The sequence below is a fragment of the Shimia biformata genome (assembly GCF_016888515.1).
Classification (GTDB): domain Bacteria; phylum Pseudomonadota; class Alphaproteobacteria; order Rhodobacterales; family Rhodobacteraceae; genus Shimia_A; species Shimia_A biformata.
In genome coordinates, this window is record NZ_JAFEJK010000001.1 from 2,606,461 (window position 1) to 2,628,188 (window position 21,728).

Annotated in this window: 21 protein-coding genes; 17 read left to right on the top strand and 4 right to left on the bottom strand. The window is 60.5% G+C overall.

Features of this window, described 5'->3' with window-relative positions; all coding sequences use genetic code 11:
• Window positions 1-9 precede the first annotated feature (9 nt).
• Genes JQ863_RS12740 through JQ863_RS12755 form a run of 4 tightly spaced genes read left to right on the top strand, consistent with a single transcriptional unit; the run spans window position 10 to window position 2,556 of the window.
• Window positions 10-864: an SDR family NAD(P)-dependent oxidoreductase gene (locus JQ863_RS12740; protein ID WP_057796873.1), complete on the top strand. Its 855-nt coding sequence runs from the start codon at window positions 10-12 to the stop codon at window positions 862-864.
• Window positions 857-1,660, top strand: coding sequence for an enoyl-CoA hydratase-related protein (locus JQ863_RS12745; RefSeq protein WP_204114566.1), 804 nt, complete (start codon window positions 857-859; stop codon window positions 1,658-1,660). The genes JQ863_RS12740 and JQ863_RS12745 overlap by 8 nt, the downstream gene beginning before the upstream one ends.
• A 12-nt stretch (window positions 1,661-1,672) precedes the next feature.
• Entirely contained in the window at window positions 1,673-2,155 is a 483-nt protein-coding gene (locus tag JQ863_RS12750) for a PaaI family thioesterase (protein WP_204114567.1), read from the top strand.
• Window positions 2,155-2,556 carry a PaaI family thioesterase gene (locus JQ863_RS12755; protein ID WP_204114568.1) on the top strand — a complete coding sequence of 134 codons (402 nt, stop codon included), beginning with the start codon at window positions 2,155-2,157 and terminating at the stop codon, window positions 2,554-2,556. The genes JQ863_RS12750 and JQ863_RS12755 overlap by 1 nt, the downstream gene beginning before the upstream one ends.
• On the opposite strand, the gene JQ863_RS12760 is transcribed toward JQ863_RS12755, so the two are convergent.
• A complete protein-coding gene (locus JQ863_RS12760) occupies window positions 2,538-3,902 on the bottom strand; it encodes a TetR/AcrR family transcriptional regulator (RefSeq protein ID WP_204114569.1) in 1,365 nt (454 codons plus the stop codon). The two genes, JQ863_RS12755 and JQ863_RS12760, sit on opposite strands and share 19 nt — an antisense overlap.
• Window positions 3,903-4,027: 125 nt before the next feature.
• Between JQ863_RS12760 and JQ863_RS12765 the strand changes: the two genes are divergently transcribed.
• From JQ863_RS12765 to JQ863_RS12790, 6 genes are all read left to right on the top strand, one after another.
• Complete coding sequence (locus JQ863_RS12765) at window positions 4,028-4,789, top strand: glucose 1-dehydrogenase (protein WP_204114570.1); 762 nt, start codon at window positions 4,028-4,030, stop codon at window positions 4,787-4,789.
• 113 nt (window positions 4,790-4,902) lie between these two features.
• A complete protein-coding gene (locus JQ863_RS12770) occupies window positions 4,903-6,840 on the top strand; it encodes an AMP-binding protein (protein WP_204114571.1) in 1,938 nt (645 codons plus the stop codon).
• The gene (locus JQ863_RS12775) at window positions 6,837-7,691 is read left to right on the top strand and encodes an SDR family oxidoreductase (RefSeq protein WP_204114572.1); all 855 of its coding nucleotides are present in this window, start codon (window positions 6,837-6,839) and stop codon (window positions 7,689-7,691) included. The genes JQ863_RS12770 and JQ863_RS12775 overlap by 4 nt, the downstream gene beginning before the upstream one ends.
• Window positions 7,675-8,400 carry an AraC family transcriptional regulator gene (locus tag JQ863_RS12780; protein WP_028288568.1) on the top strand — a complete coding sequence of 242 codons (726 nt, stop codon included), beginning with the start codon at window positions 7,675-7,677 and terminating at the stop codon, window positions 8,398-8,400. Before JQ863_RS12775 ends, JQ863_RS12780 begins: the two co-directional genes overlap by 17 nt.
• Window positions 8,401-8,421: 21 nt before the next feature.
• Window positions 8,422-8,877: a PaaI family thioesterase gene (locus tag JQ863_RS12785; protein WP_027264411.1), complete on the top strand. Its 456-nt coding sequence runs from the start codon at window positions 8,422-8,424 to the stop codon at window positions 8,875-8,877.
• Window positions 8,878-9,182: 305 nt separating this feature from the next.
• On the top strand, window positions 9,183-9,683 hold the full coding sequence (locus JQ863_RS12790; RefSeq protein ID WP_204114573.1) for a DNA-3-methyladenine glycosylase I: 501 nt from the start codon (window positions 9,183-9,185) through the stop codon (window positions 9,681-9,683).
• 87 nt (window positions 9,684-9,770) lie between these two features.
• On the opposite strand, the gene JQ863_RS12795 is transcribed toward JQ863_RS12790, so the two are convergent.
• Window positions 9,771-10,199: a MarR family winged helix-turn-helix transcriptional regulator gene (locus JQ863_RS12795; protein ID WP_043753647.1), complete on the bottom strand. Its 429-nt coding sequence runs from the start codon at window positions 10,197-10,199 to the stop codon at window positions 9,771-9,773.
• A 98-nt stretch (window positions 10,200-10,297) separates the two neighbouring features.
• Between JQ863_RS12795 and JQ863_RS12800 the strand changes: the two genes are divergently transcribed.
• Both JQ863_RS12800 and JQ863_RS12805 read left to right on the top strand, forming a co-directional pair.
• Complete coding sequence (locus JQ863_RS12800; RefSeq protein ID WP_028288569.1) at window positions 10,298-10,732, top strand: DoxX family protein; 435 nt, start codon at window positions 10,298-10,300, stop codon at window positions 10,730-10,732.
• A complete protein-coding gene (locus JQ863_RS12805) occupies window positions 10,729-11,433 on the top strand; it encodes a glutathione S-transferase family protein (RefSeq protein ID WP_204114574.1) in 705 nt (234 codons plus the stop codon). The genes JQ863_RS12800 and JQ863_RS12805 overlap by 4 nt, the downstream gene beginning before the upstream one ends.
• A 461-nt stretch (window positions 11,434-11,894) precedes the next feature.
• Here JQ863_RS12805 and JQ863_RS12810 read toward each other — a convergent pair whose 3' ends face one another.
• The gene (locus JQ863_RS12810; RefSeq protein ID WP_028288571.1) at window positions 11,895-13,415 is read right to left on the bottom strand and encodes a class I adenylate-forming enzyme family protein; all 1,521 of its coding nucleotides are present in this window, start codon (window positions 13,413-13,415) and stop codon (window positions 11,895-11,897) included.
• 26 nt (window positions 13,416-13,441) lie between these two features.
• Window positions 13,442-15,442, bottom strand: a complete 2,001-nt coding sequence (locus JQ863_RS12815; RefSeq protein WP_142494838.1) for an NADPH-dependent 2,4-dienoyl-CoA reductase — start codon at window positions 15,440-15,442, stop codon at window positions 13,442-13,444.
• Between the two features lie 126 nt (window positions 15,443-15,568).
• Between JQ863_RS12815 and JQ863_RS12820 the strand changes: the two genes are divergently transcribed.
• Genes JQ863_RS12820 through JQ863_RS12840 form a run of 5 tightly spaced genes read left to right on the top strand, consistent with a single transcriptional unit; the run spans window position 15,569 to window position 21,719 of the window.
• Entirely contained in the window at window positions 15,569-16,750 is a 1,182-nt protein-coding gene (locus JQ863_RS12820) for an acyl-CoA dehydrogenase family protein (protein ID WP_028288573.1), read from the top strand.
• Window positions 16,747-17,526 carry an enoyl-CoA hydratase/isomerase family protein gene (locus JQ863_RS12825; RefSeq protein WP_028288574.1) on the top strand — a complete coding sequence of 260 codons (780 nt, stop codon included), beginning with the start codon at window positions 16,747-16,749 and terminating at the stop codon, window positions 17,524-17,526. Before JQ863_RS12820 ends, JQ863_RS12825 begins: the two co-directional genes overlap by 4 nt.
• Window positions 17,527-17,535: 9 nt before the next feature.
• Window positions 17,536-18,696, top strand: coding sequence for an acyl-CoA dehydrogenase family protein (locus tag JQ863_RS12830; protein ID WP_028288575.1), 1,161 nt, complete (start codon window positions 17,536-17,538; stop codon window positions 18,694-18,696).
• 27 nt (window positions 18,697-18,723) lie between these two features.
• A complete protein-coding gene (locus JQ863_RS12835) occupies window positions 18,724-20,115 on the top strand; it encodes a phenylacetate--CoA ligase family protein (RefSeq protein WP_028288576.1) in 1,392 nt (463 codons plus the stop codon).
• The gene (locus tag JQ863_RS12840; protein WP_028288577.1) at window positions 20,112-21,719 is read left to right on the top strand and encodes an acyl-CoA carboxylase subunit beta; all 1,608 of its coding nucleotides are present in this window, start codon (window positions 20,112-20,114) and stop codon (window positions 21,717-21,719) included. Before JQ863_RS12835 ends, JQ863_RS12840 begins: the two co-directional genes overlap by 4 nt.
• The last annotated feature ends 9 nt before the right edge of the window (window positions 21,720-21,728 follow it).

Here is a 21,728-nt window from a genome sequence, read left to right on the forward strand (position 1 = left end):
GGGCGGAACATGAGCGAAGCGAAATCAAGGCGTTACGCGTCGGATCTCATGGCGGGCCAGGTTGCCCTGGTCACGGGGTCCGGATCTGGAATGGGCCGGGCGACGGCGATCGAAATGGCCGCTTGCGGGGCCAGGCTTGCGCTGTTCGCGCGCCGCGAAGAGCCGCTGGAAGAGACCGCCGAAATGATCCGGGCGGCGGGGGGCGAGGCCTTTGTCGTGCCCGGAGACACCCGCGACGAAGACAGTATCGAAGCTGCGATGGGGCGGATCAAGGACCACTATGGGCAGTTGGATGTTTTGGTGAACAATGCCGGCGGCCAGTATATCGCGGCCGCCCGCGATATCACCAACAAGGGCTTCGAAGCCGTGATCCGCAACAACCTGATCGGGTCTTGGCAGATGACCCGGGCAGCGGCGGATCACTTCATGTACGACAATGGTGGATCGGTTGTGTTTGTCACCGCCATCTCGGCGCGCACCGCGCTTACCGGCTTTACACACACCGTCGCCGCCCGCGCCGGTGTAACGGGCATGATGAAAACGCTGGCCGCCGAATGGGGCGAGTACGGCATCCGGCTGAACTGTGTCGCGCCGGGCACGATCAAGACCGATGCGCTTGGCCGCTATCCGATTCCGCCGGAACAGTGGAAAAAGCTGAACCGCTCGGTGCTAAACCGGATGGGGGCGGCCGAGGACATCGCAGGCACGATCATTTTCCTGGCCTCGAAACTTGGCGGTTTCATCACCGGAGAAGACATTTATGTAGACGGCGGTGAGACCTTGCATATGGGTCATGACGCGCGGGACATGATCAACCCCGCGATGTTCGAGAAACGCGAACGGGGAGATGGCAAGAATGAGTAAACACCCAGTCCTTCTGGAGATTTCCGGCAGGATCGCCACGGTTACGCTGAACGATCCCGAGCGGCGCAACCCGGTCACCGGAAACGACATGATCGCTGCCCTTCTGGAGACCTTCGCCAAGGTGCAGGCCGATCCTCAGGTCAGCGTGATGATCCTGACCGGCGCCGACCCGGCCTTTTGTGCCGGCGGCGACATCAAGGAAATGAACGATCCCGACAGCGTGTTCCGCAAGGAGCCGCTGGCGGCGGCGCAGAGCTATGTTGATGGGGTGCAGCGGCTGCCGCTTGCGCTCTACAACATGGATATTCCGACCATCGCCGCAGTCAACGGCCCGGCGGTGGGCGCGGGGTGCGACCTGACCATGATGTGCGACATGCGCATCGCGTCGGAAAAAGCAAGGTTCGGCGAAGTGTTTCTGAATCTCGGAATCATTCCGGGCGATGCGGGCAGCTGGTTCCTGTTGCGTCGTCTGGGCCACCAGAAGGCCGCCGATCTGACCTTCTCAGGGCGCATGGTCGAGGCCAAGGAAGCGCTGGAGCTTGGTATGGTGCTTGAACTTGTGCCTCATGAAAAATTGATGGAACGGGCCCGCGAACGGGCCGCTGTCATCGCCGCGAAACCGCCGCGCGCGGTGCGGGTCGCCAAGCGTCTGATGCGCAATGCCGAACGGATGGACCTGCCGGATTTTCTGAATTCCGCGGCGGCCTATCAGGCGCTCATGCATCAGACCGAAGACCACCACGAGGCGGTTGCTGCGTTCGTCGAAAAACGAAAACCCAATTTCACGGGGCGTTAAAGGAAAGATCGCATGTCAGACATCACCCAAAAGAAGATGGAGCAAATCGCGCAGATGTGGAATGCGCGCGGCAAGGGTCTGATAACGCATATGGCGCTTGAGATCGAAGAGGTCTCGACCGAACGTGTTCGGGTTCGGATGCCGTTCAATCCGGACTTTTGCGTCGATGCGGAACAATCGCTGCTCCACGGTGGTATCCTGACGGCACTTCTGGACAGTGTCTTTGGACTGGCGAACTTTGTTGCCATCGAAGGCGTCAGTACCATGGCCACTCTTGACCTCAGAGTTGATTACCTGCGCCCGGCCCGTTCGCGCGCGGATGTCATCGTTCAAGCGCATTGTTTTCGCAAGACCCGCCACATCGCCTTCAATTCCGGCAGCGTCTGGTTCGCGGGCCATGAGGATGCTGAAATAGCCAGGGGAACCGCCTCGTTTGCATTGACGCGCGGCGAAACCAGCCTGTTTGACGCAATGACAAAAGGAAAAACCTCGTGATGGACGTGCAAACTGTCAATGCCAATGTTTCCCGGGTGCCGTTCTTCCGATTTCTCAACTTTGAGGTCAGAAGTCTAGACAGTCTCCATGCTGAGGCGGAGATGACCTTTGATGACCCCCATATCGGTAACCCGATCATGGAGTACTACCATGGCGGCATAATCGCGAGTTTTATGGAGGCCACTGCCGCCATCGCGGTACAGCCCGATTTCGCCGACGTTCCGGCCAAGCCGATCAACCTGACCGTCGATTACCTCAGACCCGGTGTGAAGGGACCGCTTTTTGCGCGCGCTAACGTCACGCGCAAAGGCAAGCGGATGGCAAGCGTCAGCGTGCTCAGCTGGCAGACGGATCGGGAAAAGGCGGTTGCCGAAGGGCTGTATCACTTCCTTCTGGTCTGACCGGGGCAACCGCTTTCAGGGCTACCTTGTCCTGTGGACGGGGCCGCTTCCCGGTTACAAATGCCTTCCAGTAACAGATAGATGAGCATGCTGGAGAATTCAGGCAGTGATAGATATCCTTCCACTCCTGCCTTGTTCGGGTCGAACCATTCCACCGTCCAGTTTAAGGCACCCAACATCACCTGGCGCAAGGGGACGATCTTGATATCCGACCGTATGGCACCGTCGTCCTGAGCTTCACGGAGTATCCGATCCCAGAGTTTTCCATACTCATGGCGAATACCCCTGTGCCTCTCCCTGAAATGATTGGGGAGCATTCCATAGCTTCTGATATTCGCCGAGGTGAATTCACTTGCCTTGAAGAGGAAATCCAGGTGCGCCCAGATTGCAGTCGCTATCTTGGCGTGATGATCGTACGGGGCATCGAATTTCCGAACGGCGGCTTCGACACCTGATAGCAAGTCCCTCAGTCCGGCGTTTAGAACTTCGTCAACGATCGCTTCTTTGGAGTTGAAATGGTAATAGACGCTGCCCGCTTTCATGTCCGCTTCTTCCGCGATCTTTCTCAGCGTGGTCGCCTTGTAGCCATTGTCCCTCAGAACGCGCGCTGCGGCCTTTAGAATTTCTGCACGGGTCTTAGCCGCCTTGCTGTCGGGATCCGGGGTTTTGGCGGGAGTGGCGGGGCACAGCTTCAAGCCTTCGGTACCCGCCTTGCGATGTGGACACATTCCGTCAAGTATCAGCTTACTCATTCGTTCCGCGAGGATGCGCACCGGATACTTGTCGACATCGTACCATTCTACGGTCCAGTTCATGGCACTCAGGATGAACTGGCGGATCACAGCAGTGGATATGTCGCTTCGAAGGTGGCCGGCGCGTTTGGCGTCATTCAGGAATTTGCCCCAGGCCCCTGCATATGATGCACGCAATTCGCGATGCGGGGCGCGTGTTTCGTCCGACAACATCGGATAGTTCCGAATATTGGCTGACGTGAAGTCGCTGTCGGTCAAGAGATAGGTCAGATGTGTTTCAATCAGCAGTCCGAAAGTCTTGCGAAAATCCTCCGAACTTGTCGGTGCCGACCGAACAATTTCACTGACCGCCTGATATAGTTGACGGACGCCAAGATCGAGAACTTCGCTCAGAATCTGGTCCTTGGATTGAAAATGATAATAAATGCTGCCGGCCTCAATGCCAGCTTCCTGCGCGATGTCGCGCATAGTCGTTGCGTGATAGCCTTCATACCGAAAAAGTCGCGCGGCCGCAGCGAGTATGGCTTCGCGGGTCCTCTCCGACTTGCTTAGATCGTCATTCACTATCCTGGTATCTTCAATCTGTCGTGCCATCCAGTGTCGATACTTGTCGTAGATGAGGCTGTCCATTGCAATTAATCTAACAACTGTTAGATTACATCGGAGAGAGTGTCGAATCAAGCTCTTTTCAAGGTGCAACGGAAGAGGAGGACCTCCACATGCGAGGGTTGAGTGGAAAACGGGTCGTCGTGACCGGCGGTGGGAGCGGCATTGGCCGAGCGGTTTGCGAACGGTTCGGCGCGGAGGGTGCCGAAGTCGCCGTTTTCGATCTGAACAAAGCCGGAGCGGATGAAACCGCCAAACTAATCACTGAATCCGGCGGAAAAGCGACTGCATTTCAGGCGGATATCACCGATCGCGCACAGGTCGACAAGGCCGTCGCCGAGTTCGAATCCGGCGGACCGATTGATGTGCTGGTGAACAACGCGGGCTGGGACGTGATCAAACCGTTCCTCGACACCGATCCCGACCTTTGGAAAAAGGTCATCGACATAAATCTTTACGGTCCGCTGAATATGCATCACGCGGTGCTTCCGGGCATGGTCAAGAACGGCGGCGGCCGTGTGGTCAACATCGCGTCCGACGCCGGACGCGTCGGATCATCCGGCGAAGCCGTGTATTCGGCCTGCAAGGGTGGCATCATCTCGTTCACCAAAACCGTAGCGCGCGAACTGGCGCGTAAAGGTATTCAATTGAATGCGGTCGCCCCCGGCCCGACCGATACGCCGCTGTTCGCTCAGGTTGCCGAGGGCGAGGCCGGTCAAAAGATCGCCGAAGGTCTCAAGCGGGCGATTCCGATGAAGCGTCTTGCGCAGCCGACGGATTACCCTGGCATCATCTGCTTCCTGTCGTCGGACGACGCAGGGTTCATTACCGGCCAGGTGATTTCGGTTTCGGGCGGCCTGTCCATGCACGGTTAAAACGCTGGCAGCAGCGCCGGACTCAAGGCGCTGCTGCCATACCGTGCCAAGAGTTACCTCCCCGACTGGCCGCGCCTTATATGCGGCCCTTTTTCATTCTAGAAAGGTTGCGAATGTTTCAGCCAGGCTCTGACATCCAGCGGACAAGCACGCTGACCGCATTTCTGAGGGGCTGCGGCATTGACAGTTACGAGGAACTCGTCCGCCGTTCGAATGAAGACCCAGACTGGTTCTTGGGGCAGATCATTGACCATGCCGGGATACGGTTCGCGCGGCCCTACAGCCGGTTGCGAGATATCTCCGAAGGGCCCGAATCGATCCGGTGGGCCGTCGGGAGTACTTTGAATCTGACGGAAACCTGTCTTGACGCCCGAATTGCCGATGGCTTGGGCGACAAGGTCGCAATCGACTGGGTCGGCGAAGACGGAAGCCGCCGCCGCTGGACCTATTCCGACCTTACCGCCGAAGCCTCCCGCGTCGCCTCGGCCCTTGCCACGCGCGGTGTAAGGCCCGGTCAGGCGGTGGGCATCTATATGCCGATGATCCCCGAAATCGAGGCCGCGCTTCTGGGTATTGCCCGGCTGGGCGCGGTTGCGGTGCCGCTGTTTTCCGGTTTTGCGCCCCATGCCATCGTATCGCGCCTGAACGACGCGGATGCCGTGGCGGTGTTGACGGCGGATGCCACACCCCGGCGAGGCAAGCCGGTCTGGATGGAAGCGACCCTTGCCCAAGCTTTGACCGACGTACCATCGGTTCATACCGTGATCAGCCTGCGACGGTTCGGCGATGCGGTGGCCGATCCGGCCCGCGATCTGGACTGGACCGAAACAGTGGGCCGCGCCAGTCCGGAGTTTGCCGCCGTTCCCGTCAGTGCCGATGACACCTTTCTCATCGCCTATACATCGGGCACCACCGGGCGGCCCAAGGGTGTCGTGCATACCCATTTGGGCGTGCAGGCCAAGGCCACGGCCGATTTCCTGCTTTGCCTCGACATGAAACGGGATGACCGGCACCTCTGGATGACCGACATGGGGTGGGTCATGGGACCGCTCACCCTTTTATCGGTGCTCTTGTCCGGTTCGACTCTGGTGCTGGCCGAGGGCGCACCATCAATGCCCGGCGATCCCTTCAGGCTGCTGCGTCTTGCGTCCGAGATGGAGGTCACGCATCTCGGCGTGGCCCCGACCCTGGTACGGCAGTTCATGACGCAGGATACTGAATCTTTGTCGGGCTACGACTTGTCGTCCCTGCGCATCGTCGCCTCGACCGGCGAGCCCTGGACCGAGGATGCCTGGCTCTGGCAGCTCGATCATATCTGTCGCCGCCGCGCCGTGCCGCTGAACATCTCGGGCGGGACCGAGCTTTTTGGCGCGATCCTGACCTCGACCGTGCTGCACGAGCTCAAGCCCGGCGGATTTTCGGCCCAGGCCCTGGGTGTCGGGGCCAAGGTTCTGCGCCAGGACGGCAGCGAAGCCGCACCGGGCGAGGTCGGCGAACTGGTCGTGACCCAGCCGCCTCTGGGTCTGACCCCGGCCATCAGGGGGGACCGCGATCGCTACCTTGACACCTACTGGTCCACCTTCCCCGGCCTCTGGCGGCACGGCGACTGGGTGCGCTGCGATCCGGACGGGACATGGTATATCCTGGGCCGGTCGGACGACACGCTGAACATCGCCGGCAAACGCATCGGCCCGCCCGAGATCGAGGCGGCCCTGACCGAAACCGGAGAGGTGGTGGACGCCGCGGCCATCGCGGCACCTGATGACATCAAGGGCGTGGCTGTCGTCTGCGTCTGCGTGGCGGCACCAAATGTGTCGCCGGACGCGGAGCTCGTGAACCGGCTCAAGGATCGTGTCGGGGAGATCGTCTCGAAACCCTTCCGCCCGCGCGAGATCCACTTTGTCGAAGCGCTGCCCAAGACCCGCAGCATGAAAACCATGCGCCGTGTCGTGCGCGCCGCCTTTCTCGGTGAAGATCCAGGCGATCTGTCGTCGATCAGCAACCCGGAAACCATTCAGCCCATCGCAGACCTGCAAAAGGAAAAGTCATGATCACTGTTTTCGGAGCCACGGGCACGACTGGTGCGCCCCTCGTCGACACGCTTCTGGCAAAAGGCGCGACCGTGCGCGCTGTCACCAGCGACCTCTCAAAGTTAGACGCGCTAAAGGCCAAAGGATGCGAGGCGGTCGTCGCGGATTTCACGGACCCTGCCGCGCTGGCGCGGGCCTGTGACGGGGCAGAAAAGATATACCTGGTCACGCCTGCCCATCTGAACATGCGCCAGTGGAAGGCGAACGTGATCGAGGCGGCCAAGGCCGCGGGCGTGCGCCATATCGTTGTGGCCACGGGGCTTGGCGCGTCGCCCAAGGCGGGGCTGACCTTTGGAAAGTGGCATTCCGAAACCCAGGAGCTGCTGAAGCAAAGCGGCCTTGACTGGACCTTTGTCCAGCCGACCTATTTCATGCAGAACCTGCTGTGGCAGGCCGGTAACATTGCAAAGGACGCCGTGTACTATGACGATCTGGGCGGCCCCGTGGCCTGGATCGACGCCCGCGACATCGCGGATGTCGCCGCCGAGGCGCTGACCGCTCCGGGTTACGAAGGCAAGGCTCTTGGTCTGACCGGGCCCGAAGCTCTTACCGGAGAAGATATCGCCGCCCTCCTGTCCAGGGTGACCGGGCGCACTGTCTCCTGCGCACCCCTGCCGGCCGAAAATGCCATGGCGGGCATGGTGGCTGGCGGAATGCAGGACGAGGTCGCCAGAGCCATGGTCGAATTGGCTTCCATCGCGCCCAAGGGCTACCTTGCCGGCATCGAGACCACGGTCAGCGATGTGATGGGACGCCCGGCGCGCCGATTTGCCGATTTCGTCGCCGAGAACCGGGATGCTTTCGTCAAGTAACCTGATGGCGGCGCCGCTTTATCTCGAACTGGCGCCGCCTGAGGAAGCGGCCAAACAGATCGACCATTTGTTCGTGTTCCGCGATACCGGTGTGCTGAGCGGTGGTGGACGCGGGCGGTTCGCAACCGACCTCTTTACCCTTTCGGTAACGCGCGACGACAGCGGCGGCGGGCGCGTATCGCTGGCAGAACCGCGCCCCTATTTTTCGCCCCGCCCAAGGCCATTCCAGGGTGTCGTGGCCGGGCTGCGACTGTCGTCACGACCGCAGCGATTTCCCGACTCCAAAGGGCTGGACATGCTGGCCTCAGAACTGGCCCGGGTTCAGACCGGGGACGATGACCTGCCTGCGCTCATCGCGGTGCTTGACGGCCTTGCGAGAGACCTGCGCTTTGCCGCACCACCCGGAGCTTACAGCGACCGGACCAAACGTCGAAAGGTGCGGGCGGAAACCGGCGTGTCGCGGCGGCGGCTTGCGACCTTGCGACGCTTTCGCCGGGCTCTCGGGCAGCTTGCGTCAAAGACCCTGCCGCTGAGCGATCTGGCGCTGGACGCCGGATATTACGATCAATCTCACTTGTCCGCCGCTTGCCGGATCTTCGCCGGCAAACCGCCCGGCGCGTTGCGCGCTCTGTCTATTCCGCGTCGTTTTGACCTTTCGCTACAAGATACGCGCCTCAAAGACCGCCTAAGATTGGTCATTGACGAATGAAATCGAAGAGGAAGACCCGCCATGACACAATTCAAACCGAAAAACCCCGACTATGACGCACGCGTGCGCAACAGTTTCGATCGCCAGAAGGTGATGAACACGTTGGGGATCAGCATTGCCGAGTTGTTACCCGGCCGCATCGTTCTGGAAATGGCACATCAGGTTGCACTGACCCAGCAGCATGGGTTTTTGCATGCCGGAATCGTGTCGACAGCGCTGGACAGCGCCTGCGGATACGCGGCCTTTTCGCTGATGCCAGCGGACGCGGCAGTGTTGACGGCCGAATTCAAGATCAACCTACTCAACCCGGCGGACGGCGAACGGTTTCGCTTCGTCGCTGACGTGGTGAAACCAGGCAGGACGCTGACCATATGCGAGGCGCGTGCCTATGCCGTGAAGGGCCAGGATGAAAAGCTCGTCGCAACGATGACCGGAACGCTCATGGCGCTGATCGGGCGGGCGGGGGTCGCGGACTGAGCGCAACCCGGCCGCAGCACATCCGATCCGGGCGGCCGGGCCGATTATTCAGACAGCTGGATCAGCTGTTCCAGCGGCTCGCGACCTCGGCCAACCGTTTCCCGTAGGCGCGCGCGGTATCCAGATCGCCGCCAGCAGGTTCAGACCTGTCAAGCGGTAATGTTAGCTTTTAGCAGTGCGGTCGCCGATTGTCCGTCGTCAGGGTTTTTCGGAGAGCTGAGACTGTATCGTAACGGAGGATCTGGTTCGGTTTCTGTTCAAGTTTATGCGGCAGCGGCCTGATGCTGCAACCGTAATTGGAACGGATGGACGCCCACGGTGCCGATGGGCTGCCGTCACGCCGGAGTTTCCAGTCAGGGCTGAGCTGGCGCACCATTCTGGCCAAGCGCGAGAACTTTCGTGCTGCCTTCGCCGGGTTCGACTTTCGGGGAGTTGCGAACTTTGACGACAACGACATTGAGCGCCTACTTGCCGATGAAGGAATTGTTCGCTATCGAGGCAAGATCGAAGCCGTGATCAACAACGCTCGCCGTACTTTCGAGGTCGTCCAAGAGGAAGGCTCCTTCGCCGCATTCATCTGGCTATATGAACCTGCCAAGGACGACGCACTGCCACAAATGCGGTCCAAATCAACAGCGTCCGAGACCCTTTCCAAAGACCTACGAAAGCTTGGCTTCAAATTCGTGGGACCGACCACCGTATATGCATTCATGCCGGCCATGGGATGTATCAACGATCACGCAGAAGTCTGTTGGATGCGAAAGGACGTCGAAACAGCCCGAAATACCCTTCGCACACCGACATAGGCAACTGTCGGCCAATTAACGTGAAAAAAATCAAGGCCACTTAGCGTGGAAAGTCACAGACAGGTTTCGCGTCAGTCGACCGAGACTTCAGAGCCTTGAGAGTAGCGTGGCCAATTGAGCGGCGTCTTTGGGTTTCAGCTTTGCGCCGATCCTTTCCGACAGAACCCGTTCATAGATCGGCCACATCGCCCTCCTGACAGATTTACCCTTTTCAGAGATAGAAATGTTTTGACCTCGCCCATCTTCCGAGCAGTCCCGTCGGTCCACCAGCCCTGCTTTCACCATGCGGTCCAGCAACCGCGATGTACCGTATTGGGGTAACAATATCCGGTCTTTGAGTTCGAATGGACGGAGTCCGTCCGGGCCTGCCTTCTCGAGTTCGAGAAGCGCGTCATACCATGCAAGTGGCGGGTATCCTGCCGATTTCAGAGACGATTCGACAGCCTCAAGCAAAACGCGGCTTTTAGTCATGAGGGCTGTCCAGGCGGCCTCAGTAGCATGGTCAATCTCGTTCATATCCAGCACCTATCATGTGCATGCAAGTGCATCAACCTTGACGTCGCATGTAACGCGCTATATATAGATGCAAATGCATCGACATATGGGATCATATCATGTCAAAATCGCACCTCACAGAATTTGGGATATTCCTGCTCCGTATAGCACTCGGTATCATGTTCCTGGCGCACAGCCTGTTTCTCAAGCTCTTCATTTTCACACTTCCCGGAACGGCGCAGTTCTTCATTTCGATCGGGCTGCCCGGCTGGTTTGCTTATATGGTATTTGCAGTCGAGGCGATTGCCGGTGCCTTTTTGGTCCTCGGCATACAGGCGCGGTGGGTCGCGTCGGCGACCGTGCCCATCCTGGCCGGAGCGACCTGGGCTCACTCCGGAAACGGCTGGATGTTCGGATACGAGAACGGCGGGTGGGAATACCCGGCCTATCTGACGCTGCTTGCCATCGTGCAAGGGCTTCTGGGCGACGGCCGTTTCGCCCTCAGCCCTTCCTTCGCGCCCGGTAACGTGCAGATGGAGGGAGAGACAACATGAGCCTCCACCTCATTAGCCATGCGGCCTGCCCATATGTGCAGCGCGCGGCGATCTCGCTCACTGAGAAAGGTGTCACGTTCGAGAGAACTGACATCGATCTTTCGAACAAGCCCGACTGGTTTCTTGCCATATCTCCGCTGGGCAAGACGCCTGTCCTGGTTGTGGACGGGACGCCGATTTTCGAATCTGCGGTTATCCTCGAATATCTTGAGGATACACAACCCCACGCGCTTCATCCGCACGACGCTCTTGATCGCGCCCGCCACCGTGCCTGGATTGAATTTGGATCTGCTGTCTTGAACGACATTGCGGGGTTCTACTCGGCGCCGAACGAGAAAGCGTTGGAAGAAAAAGTGGCGGCGCTCCGCGCAAAGTTCCTTCGGCTGGACGCGGAGCTTGGGGAGGGACCATGGTTCGATGGCCACCGGTTCAGCCTCGTCGATGTCGTATTCGGCCCGGTCTTCCGCTATTTCGACGTTTTTGACACCATCGGAGAGTTTGGCGTCTTCACAGGGCTTGCCCGTGTAAGGGCCTGGCGACATGAACTGGAGCGTCGGGTTTCTGTGAAGAATGCCGTCAGTGAAGATTACCCGACCCTTCTGCGTGACTTCATCAGACGGCGCAATTCTTACCTGTCCCAGATCATGCAGACAGGAGGGCCGAAGAAGACAGTTACACAGGTGCGATCGGCTGACCGCTGATCACTTGATATCGTTTTGTCGGGCCGCAGTACAGAACCGGACGTTTGAGGTCGCTTGGCGAATGTCCGCTTTGTCCCGCACATCGGATAGTCGCCGACTTTCCCTTGAAGGCCCGCAGCAGCCCCAACCGGCAATTGCCGGCAGTCCATGCCCGTCCGTGCGATGCGCAGGGTTACTGCTGCCCCCACAGCGAAACCGGGAACAAACCACCGATCGCATTGATGAATGGCTCAGGGATCTACGAATCCTCCTGAGCTCAAACACCCGGAAAACCCTAGCCGTGTAGTCCGACAGAGGGCTGCGCATCAATCGCGGGTCAATCTATCCCAGATGGTGGATCACTTTCAGGGGGTTACTCCAAAGGGCGGGGATAAGAAGCTCGTGGCAACGAGGATAAGAACGCTTTTATCGCTATTGGGGCGAACTGGCGTGGCTGGCTGACGATCGGGTCAGAGCGAAAATTAATCTGCGAGCCGGGCTTCGAGGATATGCCGCTGGATCTTGCCGCTGGTCGATCTGGGAAAATCCTCGAACGCGATGAAGCGAATTTCGCGTGGTCGCTTATAGCCAGCGAGGCTTTCGCGGCACAAGTTCAGCAGCGCCTCGGCATCCGGCCCGTCATCGTCACAGGCGACAAAGGCCACCGGGCTTTCCCCCCATTTCGCGTCGAAGGCCCTTACCACGGCGGCATCGATCACATCGGGATGAGAAAGAAGCACACGTTCGATTTCCGCCGGATAGACGTTTTCACCTCCGGTCTTGATCAGGTATTTCGCCCGATCCACAAAGTCGACGGTGCCGTCCGCATTGCGCCGGAACAGATCGCCCATGTGGAAAAAGCCGTTGCGAAAGTCACGGGCATTGGTGTCGTCGGCGTTCCAGTACCCGGAAAACAGCGTCGGACCCCGAAGCGCCATTTCGCCCGGCGTTCCATCGGGGACTTCGCGGTCGTCGGGATCGACCAGCCGCACCTCGCAAAAGGCGCTGATGCGCTTGGACAGCCGGTCCGGGGTCACACCCGGCGCGATCAGATCGGCGGTTCCCGGCGGCAGGCCGGTTTCGGTCGCCCCGAAGGAATTCAGATAGGGCGTGTCCAGAAGACCGGTCAGTTCCGCGATCTGATGCGGCGGCACCAGATCAGCCATTGCGCCGCAAACCTTGATCCCCTTCAGCGGCAAAGGGTTGGCGTGCCGTTCGTTAATAAAAGCCTCCAGTGCCCCGGGCATCATCACGAACCAGCCGATCCTGTGGCGTGACAGCGCCTCGTTGATGACGGCGGGCTGCAGCCCGTCCACCATCACCACGGTCCCACCCCGCAGGATCGTTGCCAGCGCATGATCGGTGGAGGCCATGTGGAACATCGGCGCCCAGGCGATGAACCCGTCGCCGGGATCCAGCGCCAGCTGGGCCGCAAAAACCATGGATCGGGCGATATGCGCGCGGTGGCTGATATGCGCCCCCTTGGGCAGGCCCGTGGTCCCCGAGGTATAGAGGATCGTCAGACCGGCCTCGGGGTCGTCAACCATGGTTCCGGTGCGCGGGTCCGGCTCGACCCCGGCAATGGCCGTTTCCAGGTCTGGCCCGACGGTTAGACAGGGTGTCGACGCGACGGCGCGGTAAGCTTCTGAAAGTTCCGGTTCGACAACCGCGAGAACCGGCTCGACCAGATCGATGCAGTGCCGCAGTTCATCGGGGGCAAGCCGCCAGTTCAGACAGGCGACGATCGCGCCGATTCCCGCTGCTGCAAGTTCGACCTCCAGGTATTCTGAGCGGTTATGCGACAGGATCGCGATCCTGTCTCCGGGCGCCACGCCTCGTGCCAGAAAGACAGCCGCCAGACGATCGACCCGCTCCAGCAGTTCTGCATAGGTCAGTTTCCTGCTGCCGTCCTCGATGGCGAGGGCGCGGGCGCAGTCATGTGCGCGGGTTCGAAAGATCGAATACAGATCAGCGCGCCCCGCGCGGATGACGCCGGTCAGCATAGTTTCCCCCTTGCCCGAGCCTCGGTTCAGAGATCCTGCGCCAGGCGCACGCCCTCATCAATGGCGCGCAGCGCATCCAGTTCGGCGGCCTCCTTTGCCCCGCCGATCATCGTAACCAGGACGCCGCGCGCTACAACCTCTTTGGCCAGGGCCCGTTCCGGTTCCTGACCGGTGCACAGCACAATTGTATCGGCTGCGATGACCGTCGGGTTTCCGTCCGCGACGATGTGCAGCCCCGCATCGTCGATATGTTCATAGGTCACCCCGCCCATTGCCTCGACCCCATGTTTGCGCAGCGCGTTGCGCAGGATCCACCCTGTCGAAACACCAAGCCCCGCGCCCGGTTTAGCGGTCTTGCGCTGCAGCATGACGACCTTGCGGCGCGACGGCTTCGGTGCCAGAGGGTCGCCCGCCAGGGCACCCGAGGAGACAAATTCGGGGTCCACTCCCCAGGTTTCGCAAAAGACGTCGGAATTCGCGGTCTCGGCGGGTTTGGTCACTAGGAACTCGGCCACATCATGACCGATGCCCCCCGCCCCCATCACCACGACACGGTCGCCCGCCTCGCGGTCACCGGACAGAATTTCGGCGTAGGTCGCGACGCTGGGATGGTCGATACCCGGCAGGTCGGGAATGCGCGGCGTGACCCCGGTGGCGATGACCACATGGTCAAATCCCTCAAGATCGCTCGCCTCTGCCCGCTGTCCCAGACGCTGCGTGACCCCGTGTTTCTGCATCTGACCGGCATAATACCGCAGGGTTTCGTCGAATTCGTCCTTGCCTGGTGCGGCGCGGGCCAGATTCAGCTGACCGCCCAATTTGTCCTGCGCTTCGAACAGGGTGACATCGTGGCCCAGCCGTGCCGCCTCGGCGGCTGTGGCCATGCCCGCGGCACCACCGCCAACGACGGCCACTTTCTTTGGCGTGTCGGTTGGCGTATCCCGGAATTCCGTTTCACGCCCGGCCCTTGGATTGACCAGACATCCGACCGGCCGGTCCGAAAAAATGAAATCCAGGCAGGCCTGGTTGCAGGCAATGCAGGTGTTGATCTCGTCTGCGCGGCCCTCGCGCGTCTTTTTCACGAAATGCGGATCGGCCAGAAACGGGCGCGCCATCGAGATCATGTCCGCATCGCCAGAGGCAAGTATGTCTTCTGCAAGCTGGGGTGTGTTGATCCGGTTCGAGGCGACTACCGGGATCGACACCGCCGCTTTGACGTTGGCTGCCGCCTTGCGCCAGGCACCGCGCGGCACCGGGTAGGCGATCGTCGGCACGCGGGCCTCATGCCAGCCGATGCCGGTGTTCAGGATATCCGCACCCGCAGCCTCGATCTTGCGGGCCAGTGCGGCAATTTCATCGGCGGGCGCGCCGCCCTCGACCAGATCGGCCGCCGAAATCCGGTAGATGACCAGAAAGTCGGGGCCGCAACGTTCGCGCACCGCGCGCACGATATCGACCGGGAATCGGTGGCGGTTCGCGGCGCTGCCGCCCCAGTCGTCTTGGCGCTTGTTGGTGTGGGTGACGGTGAATTCGTTGATCAGGTATCCCTCGGACCCCATGATCTCGACGCCATCAAAGCCTGCGGCCAGCGCATTGGCGGCCGCCACGGCAAAATCCTCGATGGTACGGAGAATGTCGGCTTCGGTCATTTCACGCGGGATGAAACGGTTGATCGGGGCGCGGATCGGCGACGGGGCCACACACCCTTCGATCTTGGCATAGCGCCCGGCGTGGAGGAGTTGCGCGCAGATCAGGCTGCCTTCGGCCTGCACCGCCTCGCAGATCGGGCGCAGGTCAAGCGCTTCTTCCGGGTCATCGATTCTCGGACCTTCTGGATCGAATATGCCCTCGGCATTGGGCGAAAACCCGCCGGTGACCAGAATCGCCGCCTCCCCCCGCGCCCGCTCAGAGTAAAAAGCGATCTGTTTAGCTATGCCGTCAGGCTCGGTTTCCAACCGCGTGTGCATCGACCCCATGATGACACGATTTCGCAATGTATGCTGGCCTGCGCGGATGGGCGAGAGCATGGTTTCAAAGCTTCCATCTGGTCTATTTTTCACTTTGGTTCTCCTCCTCAAAACTGCACTTGATATACATTCTAACATTTGTTAGATTTTTGGAAAGAAGATTTTCGCTCACGAGGAGGAGCACCGATGCAATTCCAGCCTACAGACGATCAGAAGGCGTTTCGCGAGACCGCAAAGCGCTTCGCAACTGAAAGGCTTTCGCCCACATATCAAGAACGCGCCAGCGGCCATACATTCGACCGTGCGCTGATCAAGGAGATGGGCGCACTGGGGCTGATCGGGGCCGATCTGCCCGAGGAATTCGGGGGTCTCGGCGAAAGCTCTGTCACGTCAGGGCTGATCGTCGAAGAGATCGCCTATGCCGATTTCAACGCAAGTTACGTGCAGCTTCTGGGCTCTCTCATGGGCGGAATGGTTGCCAAACATGCCTCCAAGGACATCGCGTCGGAATGGGTGCCCAAGGTTGTTTCGGGTGATGCGGTCATTGGCCTGGGCCTGACAGAGCCGCGCGGCGGTTCGGATGCGGCGAACCTGATTCTGAGGGCCGAGAAATCCGGCAACGGCTGGCGGCTGAACGGTGAAAAGACATCCATGAGTTTTGCCAGTCAGGCGGATGCGGCGGTCGTCTTTGCCCGTACCGGCGATCCTGACGGCGGCTCACGCGGGGTCAGCGCCTTTTTCGTCGATCTGAACCAGGAAGGCATCAAGCGCACCCATTTTGACGACATCGGCACCAAGCCTGTCGGGCGCGGCTCGGTTTTCTTTGACGATGTTTTCGTGCCGGCTGAAAACATGATGGCGGAACAGGACCGTGCCTTTGGCACGATCATGGCGGGCTTCGACTATTCCCGCGCACTGATCGGGCTGGAGTGCCTGGGGGCCGCGCAAGCGTCGGTGGATGAAACCTGGGCCTACGTTCAGGAGCGCGAGGCATTCGGAGCCCCGATCGTGCAGTATCAGGGTGTCAGCTTTCCCTTGGCCGAGGCCGAGACCCAACTGACCATGATGCGCCAGCTTTGCTATTACACGCTGGACCTGCGCGACCGTGGCCTGCCCCACACCTCTCAGGCCGCCATGTGCAAATGGTACCTGCCCAAAACCGCCTGCGAGATCCTGCACCAGTGCCTGATCCTGCACGGACATTACGGCTACACCACCGACCTGCCCCACCACCAGCGCTACAACGATGTGCTCGGCTTGCAGATCGGTGACGGCACCGCGCAGATCCAGAAGCTGGTGATCGCCCGCGAGAAGGTCGGTCGCATGGCGCTGCAGTATGACAAGAAGGCGAAGGGAGCCTCGAAATGAGCGACCCCATCCTCGTCACTTCCGAGGGCAACACCGGCATCATCGAACTGGCCCGCCCCGAGAAATTCAATTGCCTGTCACTTGAGGTGCATGAGCGTATTTCTGTCGCGCGTGCGGAATTCGAGGCGAACCCCGCTATTCGGGCGATCCTCATCCGGGCGCAGGGCAAGCACTTTTGCACCGGTGCCGATCTGGTGGAAGTGAAAGGTAAATTGAACGATCCCGCCGCGCTGGACCATTTCATCGCCTTTGGCATGAAAAACCTGCGTGCGCTCGAAACCTCCTCCCTCCCTGTCGTAGTCGCAGTGCAGGGGTTGTGTCTGGCCGGCGGGATCGAACTGATGCTGGCCTGCGACGTGTGCTTTGCGGCCGAAAGCGCCCAGTTTGGCGATCAGCATGCGCAATTCGGGCTGATTCCCGGTTGGGGTGGCTCGCAGCGGCTGACGCGGTTGATGGGGCAGCGCCGGGCGCTCGACCTGATGTTCTCGGCCCGCTGGCTCAAGTCGGACGAGGCCAAAGAGGCCGGCCTGGTCAACTACATCGTGCCGGATGCGGACCTGCACAAGATCTCGCTGGAATACTGCCAGAAGATCGCCACCCGCTCGCGTCCCGGCATCGCCGAGATGAAGCGGTTGGCGCGCGAAGGTGCGGACCTTGGTATCGACCAGCAGATGCGGCTTGAGCGCGATGCCGCGGTGCGTGCACTGCCCAGCGATGACGTGGCCGAGGGCCTCGACGCATTCGAGAACCGGCGCGCCCCCGAATTCAAGGCCTGAGGACGAAACATGGATTTCATTTTGAACGACGAACAACGCCAGATTTACGAGTATGGCGGCCAGCTGGCGCAGAAATACGACAATGCGTATTGGCTGGACCACGCGCGCAGGCATGAGTTCCCGCACGAGATGTTCAAGCAGATTGCCGATGACGGTTTCCTGGGCATCATGGTGCCCGAGGAATTCGGCGGCGCGGGCCTTGGTATGACTGAAATGGCCCTGTTCATGGAGGGCACCGCCAATCACGGCATTCCGCTTTTGATGATGGTGGTCGGGCCGACCATGTCGCTGGCCCATATCGCCAGCCACGGGAGCGAGTTCCACAAGAAAGAACTGCTGCCGGCCGCCTGCCGCGGTGATATCCAGTTCTGTTTCGCGATCACCGAACCGGGGGCCGGGTCGAACACGATGAAGGCCACTACGCTGGCCAAGCGTCGAGGCAACCGGTTCAGCCTGTCGGGCGAAAAGACCTTCATCACCGGGGCCGAAGTGGCCGACTACTGCCTCGTGGTGGCGCGGACCAAACCGCATACCGAGGTCAGCCGCAAGACCGACGGCTTTACCCTGTTCGCCGTGGATCTGAAGAAAAAAGGCGTCCACAAGCAGCGGGTGAAGATCTCGATCCCCCTGCCCGAGGAGCAGTGGACACTGTTCTTCGACGATGTGGATCTCGGCCCCGAGGATGTGGTCGGCGAGGTGGACGAAGGGTTCTCGATCCTGTTCGACAGCCTCAACCCCGAGCGTATTATCCTGGCCGCCTTGTGCTGCGGCATCGGCCGGTTCGCCCTGAACAAGGGCGTGGCCTATGCCTCCGAGCGCAATGTGTTCGGCCAACCCATCGGTGCGCACCAGGGCGTGCAGCATCCGATGGCCAAGGCGCATACGGCAGTCGAAATGGCCAGTCTGATGACCCGGCGCGCGGCATGGGAGTTCGACAACAAGCTGCCTGCCGGTGCGTCGTCGAACATGGCGAAATATGCCGCCGCCGAAGCCGGGATCGAAGCGGTCGACGCGGCGCTTCAGGCGCATGGTGGATCGGGCTTTACCGAAGATACGGGACTTTACGAAATGTACCCGCTGGTCCGCCTGCTGCGCACAGCGCCGGTGAACCGCGAACTGTGCCTGAGCTTTATCGGCGAAAAGGTCATGGGCCTGCCACGATCCTATTGATCGCCACGGCTAGGAACGGAGAACGACATGCAATTTGGAATGCGCTTCCGGCGGGAAGATGCCGCCGACAAGGTAAATGATCGCTTCTGGCACGCGATCGAGGGCACGCCGCTCGACGAGGTGCGCCGTATTCAGGAAGAGCGACTGCGCGATCAGATGGCCTATCTCAAGGCAAACTCGACTTTCTATCAGGAGAAGTTCGCGAAAGCCGGTGTGGAATTCGACGATATCCGCACCATCGAAGACCTGCAGAAACTGCCCTATACCTACAAGACCGAGATCCGCGAAAGCCTGGCCGCCGATCCGCCGTTCGGCAAACACCGCGCCGCGCCCATGTACGAGATCATCCAAATGCAGGCATCGTCGGGCACGACCGGCAGCCCCTCATATGTGGCCCTGACCGAATCCGACGCCGAAATGTGGCACGAGATGACGGCACGCTGTTTCTTTGCCAATGGCGTGCGGCCGGGCGACATGGTGCTGCACGCGTTTTCGCTCGCCAAGGGCTTTGTCGGCGGCATCCCCGTGATGCAGGGATTGCAGTACATGGGCACGATCGATGTCCCGGTGGGCGCCGATGGCGGTGCGGAACGGCTGCTGCGCGCCTGCGCCGACACCCGCACGCGTTGCGTGGTCGGCGCCCCGAACTTTGTGCTGCACCTGGCCGAAAAGGCTCCCGAGGTACTTGGCTGCAAGGCCAGCGAACTGGGTATCGAGCGCGTGATCGTCGGCGGCGAACCCGGCGGCGGCATTCCCGCAATTCGGGCAAAGATCGAAAAGGCCTGGGGTGCGAAATGCACCGAGATGCTGGGCGGCACCGATCTGGGCGTGACATACTGGGCCGAGTGCGACGCCCAGTCGGGTATGCACATGGTCAACATGGATTATGTCCTGACCGAGCTGCTCGACCCGGAGAGCGGCAGGATCATTCCCTGGAAAAAAGGCGCAGAAGGCGAGATGGTCTATACCGCGCTCGGCCGCCAGGCGAGCCCGCTCGTGCGGTTCCGGTCAGGCGATTATATCGAAGTGATCGATACCGAATGCTCCTGCGGCCGCACCGGACCGAAGATCCGCTGCACCGGCCGCACCGACGACATGCTGATCGTGCGCGGGGCCAATGTCTTCCCGTCGGCGATCAACAGCATCGTTACCGAAATGGTGCCGGACACCAACGGCGTCATGCGCATCGTGGCCGATTTCGAGGGCCATACCACGCAGGGCGCGCTGACGGTGATTGTCGAACGGGGCCCCGATCGCGATCCGGCCGATGACGTCACCCTCAAAAAGAAAATTGAGCAGCGGCTTCGCGACTCCTTGGTCTTCAAGGCCGACGTTCACCTGGTTGCGGCCGACACTTTCGAAAAACCTGGCGCCGCTAAGGTCGCCTTCGTTCTCAGGAAATATCCAGACCTGCCATGACTAGAATGAAATCCCTTCTCGACAGCGGGTCGGACGACTTCCGCGCCAACGACGTGTCTTACCGCGAAAAGGTCGATGAACTACATGCCCTCCGGCTCTTACAGCGCGTCGGCGGCCCCGAAATGGCGCGCAAACGTCATGTGGACAAAGGCAAAATCCTGCCGCGCGAACGGATCGAACGGCTGATCGACCCGGGCACACCATTTCTGGAACTCGGCGAGTTGGCCGGACTGAATATGCACAAGGGAGTTCCACCCGGCGCCGGCATCATTACCGGTATTGGCGTGATCGAAGGCCGTCAGTGCATGATCATCGCCAATGATGCCACCGTAAAGGGCGGCACCTATTTCGGGATCACCTGCCGCAAACACGTCCGGGCACAGAAAATTGCCTGGAAAAACCGCCTGCCCGTCATCACCCTCGTGGACTCCGGCGGTGCCTTCCTGCCCGACCAGGCCAACCTTTTCCCCGACGAAGGCCAGTTCGGCTCCATCTTTCACCAACAGATCGGCATGTCTGGCGATGGTGTGCCGCAAATCGCCGTGGTCATGGGGCCCTGCACCGCGGGTGGTGCCTATATCCCCGCGCTCTGTGACGAAGTGGTGATCGTGCGCGGTCAGGGCTTTATGTATCTGGGCGGACCGGAATTGACCTTTGCCGCAACCGGCGAAAAGGTCGAAGCCGAAGAACTGGGTGGCGGCAAGATGCATTCGTCCGTTTCCGGTGTGACCGACCATTTGGCCGAAGATGACGCCCACGCTCTGGCCATCACGCGCGAAATTGTCAGCCATCTTGGCGAAAAACCCCAACCCCGCAAGACGCCCGAAACGCCCCGTGCGCCCGCCTACCCGGTCGAAGAGATTTATGGGCTCATCAGCCGCGACCCCAAGGTGCCGACCGACAACCGCGAAATCGTGGCTCGGTTGGTCGATGAGAGCGATTTTCACGAATTCAAGCCGCTTTATGGCGACACGATCATGACCGGCTGGGGGCGCATCCACGGCCACGAGGTCGGGATCATCGCCAATACAGGCGTGCTTTTCGTCGAAGCCGCGCTGAAGGCGACGCATTTCATCAATCTCTGCGTCCAGCGTGATATTCCGCTGCTGTTCCTGGCCGATGTGAACGGCTTCATGGTGGGCCGCGAGGTCGAGCAGATGGGCATTGCCAAGGCTGGCGCCAAGATGATCACGGCCATGTCTTCGGCCCGGGTGCCGAAATTCACAATCATCACCGGTGGCTCTTACGGGGCCGGATACCTGGCGATGCTGGGCCGCCCGTTCCAGCCGGACGCAATGTTCGCCTGGCCGACGGGACGGTCGGCAATCATGGGGCCGGAACAGGCCGCCAGCGTGCTGGCTCAGGTCCGCGCGCAGATCAACGAACGCGAAGGCAAAAGCTGGACCCCCGAGGAGGAGGAAGCCTTCAAGGCACCGATCCGCAAGGAATACGAAGATTTTCAGGGAGCCTATAATTTTGCTTCCAACCTTTGGATCGACAGCGTGATCGAGCCCTGTGAGACCCGTGACGTCATGGCGCTGATGCTGGATGTGACATCGCGCAGACCCAAGGTCGATACCAACTTCGGCGTGTTCAGGATGTGAGGAGCGAAC